Here is a 12,739-nt window from a genome sequence, read left to right on the forward strand (position 1 = left end):
CAGCGTGAGCGAGTCGAACACGGACCGGGGCGTCACGGGCGAGGACGAGGTGGTCGACCTCTGTCGCGACCTCATCCGGATCGACACCAGCAACTACGGCGACCACTCGGGACCGGGGGAGCGGGCGGCGGCCGAGTACGTCGCCGAGAAGCTCGCCGAGGTCGGTCTCGAACCGGAGATCATCGAGTCGCACCGGGGACGGGCCTCCACCGTGGCCCGGATCGAGGGGGAGGACCCCTCGCGGCCCGCGCTCCTCATCCACGGCCACACCGACGTCGTCCCGGCCGACGCCGCGGACTGGACCCACCACCCCTTCTCCGGGGAGATCGCCGACGGCTGCGTCTGGGGCCGGGGCGCGGTGGACATGAAGGACATGGACGCGATGACCCTCGCGGTCGTGCGGGACCGGCTGCGCAGCGGACGCAAGCCCCCGCGCGACGTCGTCCTCGCCTTCCTCGCCGACGAGGAGGCCGGCGGCACCTACGGCGCCCGGCACCTGGTCGACCGGCGCCCGGACCTCTTCGACGGGGTCACCGAGGCGATCGGCGAGGTCGGCGGCTTCTCCTTCACCGTCAACGAGAACCTGCGGCTCTACCTGGTCGAGACGGCCCAGAAGGGCATGCACTGGATGCGGCTGACCGTCGAGGGCACCGCGGGCCACGGCTCGATGACCAACGACGACAACGCGGTCACCGAACTCTGCGAGGCCGTGGGCCGTCTCGGCCGCCACCAGTGGCCGGTGAGGGTCACCAAGACCGTGCGGTCCTTCCTGGACGAGCTCTCGGACGCCCTGGGCACCCCGCTCGACCCCGAGGACATGGAGGCCACCCTCGCCAAGCTCGGCGGCATCGCCAAGATGATCGGCGCCACCCTGCGCAACTCGGCCGCCCCGACCATGCTCGGCGCCGGCTACAAGGTGAACGTGATCCCCGGCCAGGCCACGGCGCACGTCGACGGCCGCTTCCTGCCCGGCCACGAGCAGGAGTTCCTGGCCGACCTCGACCGGCTTCTCGGCCCCCGGGTGAAGCGGGAGGACGTGCACGGCGACAAGGCCCTGGAGACCAGCTTCGACGGCGCCCTGGTGGACGCCATGCAGCTGGCGCTGCGCGCCGAGGACCCGATCGCCCGCGCCGTGCCGTACATGCTCTCGGGCGGCACCGACGCCAAGTCCTTCGACGACCTCGGCATCCGCTGCTTCGGCTTCGCCCCGCTCAAGCTGCCGCCGGAGCTCGACTTCGCCGGCATGTTCCACGGCGTGGACGAGCGGGTCCCGGTCGACGGCCTGAAGTTCGGCACCCGGGTCCTGGACCGCTTCCTCGACGCCTGCTGAGGAGGCCCGCCGGGACGGATTCGGCCGTGCGTTTGTGTGTGCCCGGAAAGAGTGAATGACCCCGGGGGGTCGTAGCCCCCCCGATTCCCCCTCGTTACAGGTGTGCGGTCCGCGGCTGGGGCCGCATTGCCAACTAGGAGGAATAATGATCAAGAAGGTCGTCGCTGCTGCGGCTGCCACTGGCGGTCTCGTTCTCGCGGGTGCGGGCATGGCCGTCGCCGACGCGGGTGCCCAGGGTGCGGCCATCGGTTCCCCCGGTGTCCTCTCGGGCAACGTCATCCAGGTGCCGGTCCACGTTCCGGTGAACGTGTGCGGCAACACCGTCGACGTCATCGGGCTGCTGAACCCCGCCTTCGGCAACACCTGCGTCAACGCCTGACGTCGTGCCTCGCCCCGTGAGGGTGTGAGCCGGTCCGGCCCCGGAGTGCGTGCCATGCACTCCGGGGCCGGTGGCCATTTCCGCCCCGGGCAGTCCGCCCGGTGGCACTCCTTCTAAGCCGAGCAGGCAGGAAACAAGCTATGCGACAGGTCACGCGCAAGGGCCTCATCACCGTTGCGGCCGCCGGAGGCGTTTTCGTCGCGATCGGCGGCGGTTGGGCGCACGCCGACTCCGGTGCGAACGGTACGGCCGCGAACTCCCCGGGCGTCGCGTCCGGGAACACCGTCCAGGCCCCGGTGCACGTCCCGGTGAACGTCTGCGGGAACACCGTCGACGTCGTCGGCGTGCTCAATCCGGCGATGGGCAACAAGTGCGCCAACGTCTCCGGGTCCGGTGGACCGGGCTCGTCCGGCGGCTCCTCCGCCGAGAGCCACACCAGCGGCTCGCCCGGGGTGGGCTCCGGCAACAGCGTCCAGGCGCCGGTCGACGTCCCGGTGAACGTCTGCGGGAACACCGTCGACGTCATCGGGCTCCTCAACCCGGCCGCGGGCAACGAGTGCGCCAACGTCGAGCCGGCGCGTCCGGGGAAGCCGGAGAACCCGGGCCACCCCGAGCACCCCGGGAAGCCGGAGAACCCGGGACACCCGGAGACCCCGGGCAACCCGCCCGCTCCCGGTCACGAGAGCGGACCGAACACCCCGGGCGCGCACGCCGTCACCCCGCCGCGTGCCGTCGAGGAACTCGCCGAGACCGGCTCCGCGCCGCTCGGTGTGGTCCTCCCCGCCGGCGCGGGCATGCTGCTCGCCGGTTCGCTGATCTACCGGCGCGCCCGCCGCGCCGCCTGAGGCCGCCCGGCCCCCGGTGCCGCCCGGTCCGTACGCGACCGTGTGACAAGCACCACGCACAGGGGCCCCGCACACCACGGGGCCCCTTCTCGTCGTTCCTCGCCGTCCTCCCGCTACCAGGTCGCCCGGACCTGGCGGATGATCCGCCGTTTCAGCCGCACCCTGCGGCTCCCGTCCCGGTGCAGGGTCAGACGGTCCAACTCCCAGTGCCCGTACTCGGCATGATCGGTCAGCAGCCGCGTCGCCTCCTTGCGGGAGACACCGCGCGGCACGTACACGTCGACAAATTCGTATTCCGGCATCGCATCTATTGTGCGGGCACCGCCCCGGTACGGATAGCGTCTGTCCCATGTCTGATGCTGCGCAGCCCACCGCTGCCGAGGTACGTGCCGCCGCCGAGGCGGTCAAAGCCGCACTGGACCGTCACCTCGCGGCGGTCGAACGCCGCACGGGGGACGACGACACGGCCGTCTACGAGGCCTTCAACGCCCTCGCCTCGGCCGCCGAGGCCTACGACGAACTCCTCTACGACCACTACGACGAGGTCACGCCCTTCGAGATCCCCGGGGCGGACGACTCCCTGCCGCCGTACACCGGACCCGACGAACCCCACGCCCTCAGCCTCCTGATCCGCCGCGACTACGCCGTGGCGGAACCCCGGCGGCTGCTCGCCCAGGCCCGTCGCGTCGTCGAGCACGGCGGCGGCGACGAGCCCACCGGAGCGGCCGCCAGGGCCGGCGTCTCGCCCCTCGCCGCGCTCGGCGTCCTCTTCGGCGAGTACGAGCCGGACGAGATCGCCTCGCGGCACAAGGAGTTCGGCCTGGAGGAGGGCGACTCCACGCTCTGGGTCACCGCCGCCGAGGAGCTTCCGGAGCCGGGGGAGTGGCTCCACGCCCCCTTCGAGCACGTCGACCCGGAGCGGATCGTCTGCCGCTTCGACGTCAGCGCCGTCTTCGACGAGGAGGACGGCGCGGACGGAGGGGACGGCCGCGCGGGCGGAGGGGACCGGGGCGCGGACGACACCTCCTGAGCGGACGGGGCGGGAACGCCCCCCGGCCGGGCCCCTCCGGCCGGACGCCGGAAGGCGCTCCCCGGCCGGACGCCGCGCCGGGGGACGGGGAAGGGCCGGGACACCGTACGGGGTGTCCCGGCCCTTCCCCCTTCCTGGGGGCGCGGCTACTCCTCGCCGGTGGCGAGCAGTGCCTCCAGGAGCGGCCGCAGCCGCGTCGTACGCTCCGGGGCCACCCCCTCGGCCACCGCGCGGGGCAGCGCCCGGTCCACGCCGTGGACGACCGACAGGTGGCGCTCGGCCCGGCCGAAGGCCGTGTACACCCACGACCGGCTCAGGCCGCCCGCCGCGTCCCCGGGCAGCACCACGACCACCGCGGGCCAGCGCGTCCCGGCCGCCTGGTGCGCCGTGAGCGCCCAGCCGTGCCGCAGTGCCGTCTCCACCCGGTCCTTCGGCACGAGGACCTCGTCGTCCCCGCACCGCAGCCGCAGCCCCCCGGCGTCGGCGGAGAGGACCGTGCCGGTGACCGTCCGCCCCGGCACCGGCGCGTACGCCACCCGGTCCCCGGGGTCGTAGCCGCCGAACCGGCCGGGGCCGGGGTTGAGACGCTGCTTGAGGGCGGCGTTCAGCGCGCGCGTGCCGGCGGAGCCGCCGTGGCCGACCGTGACGACCTGCGTCCGCTCGGACGGCACCCCGATCGCCCGGGGCACCGAGTCGGCGACCAGCTGGACGGTGCGGTGCACGGCCTCGCCCGCGTCCCGCACCGGCACGATGACGACCTCCTTGCCGGGGGCCTCCACCTGGTTCAGTTCTCCGGCGCCGATGCCCGACACCAGTTCGCCGAGCGGTCCCGGGTCGGGGACGCGCGAGGCGATCCGGGGGCACACCCGGGCCGCGAGCGCGTCGGTGAAGACCCGGCCCGCGCCCGGGGCGCCCAGGACCTCCGGGTCGCCGCTCAGGACGAGCCGGCAGCCGTCCGGCAGCGACTCCACGAGCACGGCGGCCGTCTCCACGTCCAGCTGCGGGGCGTCGAGCACCACCAGGAGGTCGAGGGCGAGGGTGCCCTCCTCGTCCCGTCCGGGACCGGCCGCGCCGGACAGCAGGGCGGCGACCGTCACGGCCTCCGTCCCCCCGGCGCCGAGCGCGCGCCGCCCGTCGTCGGAGTGGACCGCGACCAGGGCGCGCAGTCCCCGCCCCCGGGCCGCCGCGGCGAGCGCCACCGGCTCCGCCCGGGCGGCCTCGCCCCCGGTGTGGAGGACGAGGCCGTGCGCTCCGGCGGCGCGCTCCAGTTCGGGGCCCTCCCAGTCGGCGGCCGTCGCCGTCCTGACGAGCCGGGCGAGGCCTTCCGCCAGGCTCTCCTCCGCCAGCGCGTACCGGTCGAGGCCGAGCAGGGCGGGCGCGGGCTGCTCCTGGGCGGCGGTGGGCGGCGCGTCCGCCTCCCCGGCGCCGTCCTGGTCCTCGTCCTCGCCGGGCTCCCGCTCCTCCGCCGGCTCCTCCTGGAAGAGGAGGACCGCCCCTTCGGAGACCGCCGTCCCGACCGCCTCCTCCGGATCGGGCACGGAGTGCGCGGCGAGTCCGGCGCGGACGGTCTCCACGTCCAGCGCGGTGTGTCCCCGGAGCGCGGCCCGCTCCAGGAGCCAGACGGTGAGGGCGATCGTCCGGCGCGGGTCGCCGGGGCCGCCGGCCGGGCCGAGCAGGGCCCGTGCGAAGCCGTCGGCCTGTTCCGGCCGCACCCCTTCCACGGCGAGGAGCTGCCAGGGGTCGTCGCGCAGGACCGCGGCCGCGCCCTCGCCGAGCACGGCGGCCACCTGCCCGGCCAGCGCCTCGGGGGCGCCGCCCTCGGCAAGGACCTCGCGGACGGAGGCCGTGGCGGCGGGCGGCGGAACCGCCGGCCCCGGCGCGGGGGGCCGCACGGCCGTCACCGGGGCCGGCGCGGGGGCGGGGCGGGGCGGGGGCTCGGCCGCCTCGTAGAAGGCGCTGCCCCGGGCCGCGCCGCCCTCCACGGCCCGGACGGCCGCCAGGAGGTCCGCCGCGGTGCCGCTCAGCTTGGCTCCGGCCGCGACCGGGCCGCCCTTCTCGGCCTTCCGCGCCTCGATCCTGGCCCGCAGCTCCCGCTGCGCGGCCAGCTCGGCCTGCGCCTCGCTCGGTCCGGGCGCGCCGGAATCGCCGGCGGGTTCCGCCGGGGCCTCCCCGGCTTCCTCCCGTACGTCCCCGGCTTCCTCCCGTACGTCCTCGGCTTCCTCCCGTACGTCCTCGGGTGCCTCGGCGCGCGCGTCCTCGGCGGGCTCCGCGTCCGCGGGCGTCCCGTCCGGCGCGCCCCCGGCGGGCCGCGCGTCCTCGGGCGCCTCGGGCGCGGTCTCCCCGGAAGGCTCGGTCACAAGGTGCTCCAGTCGTGATCCGGATAGCGGTGCACGGGCGCCGACACGTCGTCCAGCGCCCGGCAGATCTCGTCAGGAAGACTAAGCGTCTCCACCGACAACGCGGTCGTGAGCTGCCGCGCCGTGCGCGCGCCGACGATCGGGGCGGTCACCCCGGGACGGTCGCGGACCCAGGCGAGCGCCACGTGGAGCGGGGTCGTCGCGAGCCCGTCGGCCGCCGTCGCCACCGCGTCCACGATCCGGCTCGCCGCGTCGTCCAGGTACGGCTCCACGAACGGCGCCATGGTCTCCGACGCGCCGCGCGAGTCGGCCGGCGTGCCGTTCCGGTACTTCCCCGTCAGGACGCCCCGGCCCAGGGGCGAGGAGGGCAGCAGCCCCATGCCGAGGTCCATGGCGGCGGGCAGCACCTCCCGCTCCACGCCCCGCTGGAGGAGCGAGTACTCCAGTTGCGCGCCCGCGAGCCGGGTCCGGTCCCCGCCGAGCTGCCAGGTGCCCGCCTTGGCGAGCTGCCAGCCGCAGAAGTTCGCCACGCCCGCGTACCGGGCCCGTCCGCTGCGCACGGCGATGTCGAGCGCCTGCAGCGACTCCTCCAGGGGCGTGTGGGGATCGAAGGCGTGCAGTTGCCACAGGTCCACGTGGTCGGTGCCGAGCCGGTCGAGGGAGGCGTCGAGCGCGGCGAGCAGGTGTCCGCGCGAGCCGTCCGTGCGCCGGTCGGGGTCGGGGACGCTGCCGGCCTTGGTCGACAGGACGAGGTCCTGCCGCGGCACGAGGCGTTCCATGAGGCGGCCGAGCAGGTGTTCCGCCTCGCCCCCGCCGTACACGTCGGCGGTGTCCACGAGCGTGCCGCCCGCCTCCCAGAACGCCTTCAACTGCTCGGCGGCGTCGTGCTCGTCGGTGTCCCGGCCCCACGTGAGGGTGCCGAGTCCGATGCGCGACACGCGCAGGCCCGTACGTCCGAGATGCCTCTGCTCCATGGCCGCGAGATTACTGGCCGGGCCACCACGCGGAGGGAGCCTGTGGACAACCGTGTCCTGTCGCCGGGACCGGCCCCGCGCTAGAGTCCGGCCCACAGAGACGTTACCGATGGGTAAGGGGTGCGTGGAATGCGGCTCGGCATCAACCTCGGCTACTGGGGCGCCGGCATGGACGGCGACAACCTCGCCGTCGCCCAGGAGGCGGACCGGCTCGGATACGACGTCTGCTGGGCCGCCGAGGCCTACGGCTCCGACGCCCCCACCGTCCTCGCCTGGGTCGCGGCGAAGACCGAACGGATCGACGTCGGCTCCGCGATCATGCAGATCCCGGCCCGGCAGCCCGCCATGACGGCGATGACCGCCGCCACCCTCGACTCGCTCAGCGGCGGCCGCTTCCGCCTCGGCCTCGGCGTCTCCGGCCCCCAGGTCTCCGAGGGCTGGTACGGCGTGAGGTTCGACAAGCCGCTCGCCCGGACGCGCGAGTACGTCGAGATCGTCCGCAAGGCGATGTCCCGCGAGCGCCTCAGCCACGAGGGCGAGCACTGGACCCTCCCGCTGCCGGACGGCCCCGGCAAGCCGCTCAAGCTCACCGTCCACCCGCAGCGCGAGCACATCCCGCTCTACATCGCGGCGATCGGCCCCAGGAACCTGGAGCAGACCGGTGAGATCGCGGACGGCGCCCTGCTGATCTTCCCCTCCGCCGAGCACCTGGAGGAGACCGCCCTGCGGCACCTCCGCGCGGGCCGCGAGAAGGCCGGCCTGACCATGGACGGCTTCGACGTCTGTCCCACCGTGCCGCTCGCGCTCGGCGACGACGTGGACGCGCTCGCCGACGTCTTCCGCCCGTACACCGCGCTGTACGTCGGCGGCATGGGCAGCCGCGAGCAGAACTTCTACAACCGGCTCGCGCGGCGCATGGGGTACGAGAAGGAGGCCGCCGAGGTCCAGGACAAGTACCTGGCCGGCGACAAGGCGGGGGCGGCGGCGGCCGTGCCCCGCTCGCTGATCGACCGGACCACCCTCCTCGGCTCCGTGGAGCGGATCGCGGACCGGATGGCGGCCTACGCCGCGGCCGGGGTCACCACCCTCACCGTCGCCCCGGCCGGCTTCACCCTCGACGAGCGGGTGGCGGCCCTGCGGGCGGGCGTCGAGGCGCTGGAGCGGGCGGGACTCGCGTAGGGCCCGCCTCCGTTTCCGGCTCCGCGGGAGGGCGGAGCCGGAAACGGGCCGGGAAGCCTGCGGCCGTGGTGGGGGCTCGGGGGGTCTTCCCCGCCACGGCCGTCACGCAGCACAACGGTTCCGGCGGCCTCCCGGTTACGCCCCGGGGCTCACTCTTCCGGCCGAACCGGCCCCGGCTCCCGGTTGCCCGCCGCCCCGGACCGGACTTGACTCGTTCTCCCCGGACGTACCGGAGTACGGGCGTCCGCACGGAGGTGGCGGCGATGCTCACGGCCAAGGGCCTGTTCCAGGAAATCATCGACAACGACGAGTCCTTCCGGCTCTTCTGTTCGATCGCGGCGAGCGGCGAGGCCCAGGGAGGCTGGGAGAACGGCCGGATCGCGGCCCTCGTCCCCCCGGAGATGCGCGAACTCGCGCCCAAGATCACCCGGCACGGCGCCGACGAGGACAAGCACGGCCGGATCTTCCACGCGCTGATGAGGAAGCGCGGCCTCGAACCCGTCCCGGTGCCCCCGGACACCGACTACACGATGCTGCTCGAACGGCGCGGCATCGGCCTCGCGCACGACAAGCTCCGCCGCGACGAGCCGCTGACCGAGCGGGACGTCATCGTCTACCTCGCCCACAGCCGGGTCACCGAGCAGCGGGCCGCGGACCAGATGGACATGCTCGTCACGTACTTCGGGGACCACCCCGAACTGGGCAGGGCCATCCACATGATCGACAACGACGAGGCGAACCACCTCGCCTACTGCCACGAGGAACTGCTCCGGCTCGCCCGCCGGGGCCACGGCCGGCTGATCCAGCGGACCCTGCGCGAGTCCGCCCTCGTCGAGATCCAGGTCTACCGCGACGTCAGCCTCGCCGTGATGCGCCACATGGGCCGCATCCTGGGGTGGCCGAAGCCCAAGGCCCTCGCCCTCGCCGCCGGCGTCCACGGCATGTACGCGTACGAGCGGCTGGCCGGATGGCACCGGATGATCGACCTCAGGACGCCCGAACGGCTCGACGCCCTCGGGGGGCCGGCGGCCCCCGCCCCCGCCTTCTGAGGAGCCGCCCGGGGCCCGTCCGGAGCCCCGGAGGTGTTTCCGCCCGGACCCCGCACGGGACCGGCGCGGCCGGAGCGCGCCCCGCGCCTACATCCAGCCGCGCCGCTTGAACATCCGGTACAGGACGACGACGGCCCCCGTCATCAGGAGGATCACCGCCGGGTACGAGTACCGCCAGCGCAGCTCCGGCATGAACTCGAAGTTCATGCCGTAGACCCCCGCGACCATCGTGGGGACCGCGGCCATGGCCGCCCACGCCGAGATCTTCCGCATGTCGTCGTTCTGCCGCACCCCCATCTGCGCCAGGTGGGCGGAGAGGACGTCGGACAGGAGCCGGTCGAGCCCCTCCACCTGTTCGTTGGAGCGCAGCAGGTGGTCGTTGACGTCCCGGAAGAACGGCTGCGCCTCCTCGTTCACGAACGGCACCGATCCGGCCGTGAGCCGCGCCATCGGCCCGACCAGCGGACCGCTGGCCCGCCGGAACTCCAGGACCTGCCGCTTCGCCGTGTAGATCCGTGCCGCCGTGTTGGCCGCCGCGCCCCCGGTGGGCGCGAAGACGTCCGCCTCCAGCTCCTCCAGGTCCACCTGGAGCTCGCCCGCGATGTCGAGGTACTGGTCCACGATCGCGTCGCTCACCGCGTACAGCACCGCCGTCGGCCCGTGCTTCAGGACCTCCGGGTCGGCCTCCAGGCGCCGGCGCACCTCGGCCAGCGGGGCCCCCTCGCCGTGCCGGACCGTGACCACGAACGAGTCGCCCATGAACGCCATCAGCTCGCCCGAGGAGACGCGGTCGCTCTCCGGTTCGTACACGACCGGCTTGAGCACCATGAACAGCGAGTCGTCGTAGACCTCCAGCTTGGGCCGCTGGTGGGCCTTGAGGGCGTCCTCGACGGCCAGCGGGTGGAGCGCGAACTCCGAGGCGACGTGGTCGAACTCCGCCTCCGTGGGCTCGTGCAGCCCCACCCACAGGAACGCGTCGTCACCCGCCGACCGCGCCTCCTCCAGGGCGTCCGAAAGGTCGGAGGGCCCGTCCGTGCGGCGCCCGTCCCGGTAGATGGCAGAGTCCACGATCACGGAGCGCATTTTGCCCCCGAACGGCCTCGTCATGCACATGTGACGGCCCTCCGGGCCTTCCGCGCGCGCCGTGGGCCCCGGACGGTCGGTCGCCCGGCGGCACGGCGCGCTGCCGGGCTCTCCGCGTGCGGGGCCCCGGTGCGCGGCTGATGACCATCCCCCGTCCCCGGGACCTTCCGCGCCCGCGTGCGCCCCGGCCGGCACGCCCCGGGCTCGCCCCCCAGGACGTGGGCCGGAGGTCCCGCCCGCCCTCCGGGCGGACGACGCCCCTTCCGGCGCACGCCCTAGGCTGGCCGCATGGCCACGCTGATCCTCGTCCGGCACGGACGTTCCACCGCCAACACCTCCGGGGTCCTCGCCGGGCGCACGCCCGGGGTCGCGCTCGACGAGCGCGGGGCCGCGCAGGCCGCCGCCCTCCCCGGGCGCCTCGCGGACGTCCCGCTCGCCGCCGCCGTCTCCAGCCCCCTCCAGCGCTGCCGCGAGACCCTGGCGCCCCTCCTGGAGGCCCGCCCCGGCCTCCCGCTCCACGTCGAGGAGCGGATCAGCGAGTGCGACTACGGCGACTGGTCCGGCCGCAAGCTCTCCGAACTCAACGACGACCCCCTGATGGAAGTCGTCCAGGTCCACCCCTCCGCCGCCGCCTTCCCCGGCGGGGAGTCCATGCGCGCCATGCAGAACCGCGCCGTCGAGGCCGTACGGGACTGGAACGCGCGGATCGACGCCGAGCACGGCGACGACGCCTGCTACGTCATGTGCTCGCACGGAGACATCATCAAGTCCGTCGTGGCGGACGCCCTCGGCCTCCACCTGGACCTCTTCCAGCGGCTCCACGCCGACCCCTGCTCGGTCACCGTCATCCGCTACACGCGCGCGCGTCCCTTCCTCCTCCGCCTCGGCGACACGGGGGAGTTCGCCGGGTTCGTCCCCCGCGAGCACGGCGACGGCGGCGGGACGGCCGCGGTCGGCGGTGGTGCGGGCGCACCGTGATCCCTCCGCGCAGTAGGGTGGACGCGCCGCTGTAGTACGACCGTCGAGACGCAAGGGAGCCGGGAACGTGTCCCGTCAGGTGTTCCTCTACGACCCACCGGAGCGTTTCGTGGCCGGCACGGTCGGGCTGCCTGGCCGCCGGACGTTCTTCCTCCAGGCGTCCGCCGGCGGCCGGGTCACCAGTGTCGCCCTGGAGAAGATGCAGGTCGCCGCCCTCGCCGAGCGCATCGACGAACTCCTCGACGAGGTCGTGCGGCGCACCGGCGGCAACGCGCCCGTGCCCGCCGTCGCCCCCGCCGAGGTCGCGGACACCGCCCCCCTCGACGCCCCCGTCGAGGAGGAGTTCCGGGTCGGCACCATGGCGCTCGCCTGGGACGGCGAGGAACAGCGCATGATCGTCGAGGCGCAGGCCCTCGTGGAACTCGACGCGGACACCGACGAGGACCTCGCCGAGGCCGAGGAGCGGCTGCTCCAGGACGAGGAGAACGGCCCGCCGATGCTCCGCGTCCGCCTCACCGGCGCCCAGGCGCGGGCCTTCGCCAAGCGGGCCCTGGACGTCGTCAACGCCGGCCGGCCGCCCTGCCCGCTGTGCAGCCTGCCGCTCGACCCCGAGGGGCACGTCTGCCCGCGTCAGAACGGATACCGCCGCGGAGCATGAGCAGTCCCCAGACCCTGCCGGGCACCGAACTGCTCGCCCGTGGTGACCTGACCGTACGCGGACAGATCCGCGAGGCCTCCAACGCCGTGCTGTACTGCTCCGTCACCCACGGGGGACAGGAGGCGGCCTGCGTCTACAAGCCGGTCGCCGGGGAGCGGCCGCTGTGGGACTTCCCCGACGGCGACCTCGCCCGGCGCGAGGTCGCCGCCTACGAGGTCTCCGAGGCCACCGGATGGGGCCTGGTCCCGCCGACGGTGCTCCGCGACGGCCCCTACGGGGAGGGCATGGTCCAGCTCTGGATCGAGGCCGACCCCGGGGCGCGGCTCCTGGCCCTCACCGAGGACGAGGAGCCGGGGGAGGGCTGGAAGGCCGTGGGGGAGGCGGAGGTCGGCGAGGGCCGCACCGCGCTCCTCGTCCACGCGGACACCCCCGGCCTGCGGCGGCTCGCCGTCCTGGACGCCGTGATCAACAACGGCGACCGCAAGGGCGGACACCTGCTCCCGGCCCCCGGCGGGCACCTGTACGGCATCGACCACGGGGTCACCTTCCACGTCGAGGACAAGCTGCGCACCCTCCTGTGGGGGTGGGCGGGCGAGGAACTGCCCGCCGAGGCGGTCGGGGTCCTCGACCGCCTGGACCGGTCCCTGGCACCGGGGGCGCCGCTCGCCACCCGTCTGGCGGAACTCCTCACCGGCGCCGAGGTGGCGGCGGTGCGCGCCCGCGTGGAGGCGCTCCGGTCGGGCGGGCGGTACCCGGAGCCCTCCGGGCGGTGGCCGTCCATTCCCTGGCCGCCGGTCTGAGGACCCCGTTCCGGGCCCGTGCGGTCCCCGCCCCCGGAGGCGCGGGGGCGGGCGTTCCGGCCATCTCCCCGGGGGCG

General features: G+C 74.6%; 13 protein-coding genes. 9 read left to right on the forward strand and 4 right to left on the reverse strand.

The window, feature by feature from the left end:
• The first annotated feature begins 4 nt into the window (after positions 1 to 4).
• The 3 genes from ACZ3IL_RS19980 to ACZ3IL_RS19990 all read left to right on the forward strand — a co-directional run bounded on the left by ACZ3IL_RS19980 (position 5) and on the right by ACZ3IL_RS19990 (position 2,554).
• Positions 5 to 1,330: a M20/M25/M40 family metallo-hydrolase gene (locus ACZ3IL_RS19980; RefSeq protein ID WP_467391757.1), complete on the forward strand. Its 1,326-nt coding sequence runs from the start codon at positions 5 to 7 to the stop codon at positions 1,328 to 1,330.
• A gap of 145 nt (positions 1,331 to 1,475) precedes the next feature.
• Entirely contained in the window at positions 1,476 to 1,709 is a 234-nt protein-coding gene (gene chpH, locus ACZ3IL_RS19985) for a chaplin ChpH (RefSeq protein WP_467391758.1), read from the forward strand.
• 140 nt (positions 1,710 to 1,849) lie between these two features.
• The gene (locus ACZ3IL_RS19990; protein WP_467391759.1) at positions 1,850 to 2,554 is read left to right on the forward strand and encodes a chaplin; all 705 of its coding nucleotides are present in this window, start codon (positions 1,850 to 1,852) and stop codon (positions 2,552 to 2,554) included.
• Positions 2,555 to 2,667: 113 nt separating this feature from the next.
• On the opposite strand, the gene ACZ3IL_RS19995 is transcribed toward ACZ3IL_RS19990, so the two are convergent.
• Positions 2,668 to 2,856: a DUF5703 family protein gene (locus ACZ3IL_RS19995; RefSeq protein ID WP_073915128.1), complete on the reverse strand. Its 189-nt coding sequence runs from the start codon at positions 2,854 to 2,856 to the stop codon at positions 2,668 to 2,670.
• 47 nt (positions 2,857 to 2,903) lie between these two features.
• On the opposite strand from ACZ3IL_RS19995, the gene ACZ3IL_RS20000 reads away from it, so the two are divergent.
• Positions 2,904 to 3,584 (forward strand): hypothetical protein, encoded by a 681-nt coding sequence (locus ACZ3IL_RS20000; protein WP_467391760.1) that lies wholly within the window; start codon positions 2,904 to 2,906, stop codon positions 3,582 to 3,584.
• Positions 3,585 to 3,730: 146 nt separating this feature from the next.
• Here ACZ3IL_RS20000 and ACZ3IL_RS20005 read toward each other — a convergent pair whose 3' ends face one another.
• Both ACZ3IL_RS20005 and ACZ3IL_RS20010 read right to left on the reverse strand, forming a co-directional pair.
• Positions 3,731 to 5,941 (reverse strand): helix-hairpin-helix domain-containing protein, encoded by a 2,211-nt coding sequence (locus ACZ3IL_RS20005; protein WP_467391761.1) that lies wholly within the window; start codon positions 5,939 to 5,941, stop codon positions 3,731 to 3,733.
• The gene (locus ACZ3IL_RS20010; RefSeq protein WP_467391762.1) at positions 5,938 to 6,915 is read right to left on the reverse strand and encodes an aldo/keto reductase; all 978 of its coding nucleotides are present in this window, start codon (positions 6,913 to 6,915) and stop codon (positions 5,938 to 5,940) included. The genes ACZ3IL_RS20005 and ACZ3IL_RS20010 overlap by 4 nt, the downstream gene beginning before the upstream one ends.
• Before the next feature lie 129 nt (positions 6,916 to 7,044).
• Between ACZ3IL_RS20010 and ACZ3IL_RS20015 the strand changes: the two genes are divergently transcribed.
• Together ACZ3IL_RS20015 and ACZ3IL_RS20020 are read left to right on the forward strand one after the other, a co-directional pair.
• Positions 7,045 to 8,094, forward strand: a complete 1,050-nt coding sequence (locus tag ACZ3IL_RS20015; RefSeq protein WP_467391763.1) for an LLM class F420-dependent oxidoreductase — start codon at positions 7,045 to 7,047, stop codon at positions 8,092 to 8,094.
• A 263-nt stretch (positions 8,095 to 8,357) separates the two neighbouring features.
• Positions 8,358 to 9,143, forward strand: coding sequence for a ferritin-like domain-containing protein (locus tag ACZ3IL_RS20020; protein ID WP_467391764.1), 786 nt, complete (start codon positions 8,358 to 8,360; stop codon positions 9,141 to 9,143).
• Positions 9,144 to 9,230: 87 nt separating this feature from the next.
• On the opposite strand, the gene corA is transcribed toward ACZ3IL_RS20020, so the two are convergent.
• The gene (corA, locus tag ACZ3IL_RS20025; RefSeq protein WP_467392046.1) at positions 9,231 to 10,226 is read right to left on the reverse strand and encodes a magnesium/cobalt transporter CorA; all 996 of its coding nucleotides are present in this window, start codon (positions 10,224 to 10,226) and stop codon (positions 9,231 to 9,233) included.
• Between the two features lie 288 nt (positions 10,227 to 10,514).
• Here corA and ACZ3IL_RS20030 point away from each other — a divergent pair, with 288 nt between their 5' ends.
• From ACZ3IL_RS20030 to ACZ3IL_RS20040, 3 genes are all read left to right on the forward strand, one after another.
• Positions 10,515 to 11,204: a histidine phosphatase family protein gene (locus tag ACZ3IL_RS20030; protein ID WP_467391765.1), complete on the forward strand. Its 690-nt coding sequence runs from the start codon at positions 10,515 to 10,517 to the stop codon at positions 11,202 to 11,204.
• A 67-nt stretch (positions 11,205 to 11,271) separates the two neighbouring features.
• Positions 11,272 to 11,862, forward strand: coding sequence for a DUF3090 domain-containing protein (locus tag ACZ3IL_RS20035; RefSeq protein ID WP_388693737.1), 591 nt, complete (start codon positions 11,272 to 11,274; stop codon positions 11,860 to 11,862).
• Positions 11,826 to 12,662 carry an SCO1664 family protein gene (locus ACZ3IL_RS20040; RefSeq protein ID WP_467392048.1) on the forward strand — a complete coding sequence of 279 codons (837 nt, stop codon included), beginning with the start codon at positions 11,826 to 11,828 and terminating at the stop codon, positions 12,660 to 12,662. Before ACZ3IL_RS20035 ends, ACZ3IL_RS20040 begins: the two co-directional genes overlap by 37 nt.
• The last annotated feature ends 77 nt before the right edge of the window (positions 12,663 to 12,739 follow it).

This window comes from Streptomyces sp. NPDC014907 (assembly GCF_055562975.1).

Bases quoted from the DNA above. Each gene is read 5' to 3' on its own strand.
- chpH (WP_467391758.1), top strand. From the start codon at position 1,476: ATGATCAAGAAGGTCGTCGCTGCTGCGGCTGCCACTGGCGGTCTCGTT.
- ACZ3IL_RS19990 (WP_467391759.1), top strand. From the start codon at position 1,850: ATGCGACAGGTCACGCGCAAGGGCCTCATCACCGTTGCGGCCGCCGGA.
- ACZ3IL_RS19995 (WP_073915128.1), bottom strand. From the start codon at position 2,856: ATGCCGGAATACGAATTTGTCGACGTGTACGTGCCGCGCGGTGTCTCC.
- ACZ3IL_RS20000 (WP_467391760.1), top strand. From the start codon at position 2,904: ATGTCTGATGCTGCGCAGCCCACCGCTGCCGAGGTACGTGCCGCCGCC.
- ACZ3IL_RS20010 (WP_467391762.1), bottom strand. From the start codon at position 6,915: ATGGAGCAGAGGCATCTCGGACGTACGGGCCTGCGCGTGTCGCGCATC.
- ACZ3IL_RS20015 (WP_467391763.1), top strand. From the start codon at position 7,045: ATGCGGCTCGGCATCAACCTCGGCTACTGGGGCGCCGGCATGGACGGC.
- ACZ3IL_RS20020 (WP_467391764.1), top strand. From the start codon at position 8,358: ATGCTCACGGCCAAGGGCCTGTTCCAGGAAATCATCGACAACGACGAG.
- corA (WP_467392046.1), bottom strand. From the start codon at position 10,226: ATGCGCTCCGTGATCGTGGACTCTGCCATCTACCGGGACGGGCGCCGC.
- ACZ3IL_RS20030 (WP_467391765.1), top strand. From the start codon at position 10,515: ATGGCCACGCTGATCCTCGTCCGGCACGGACGTTCCACCGCCAACACC.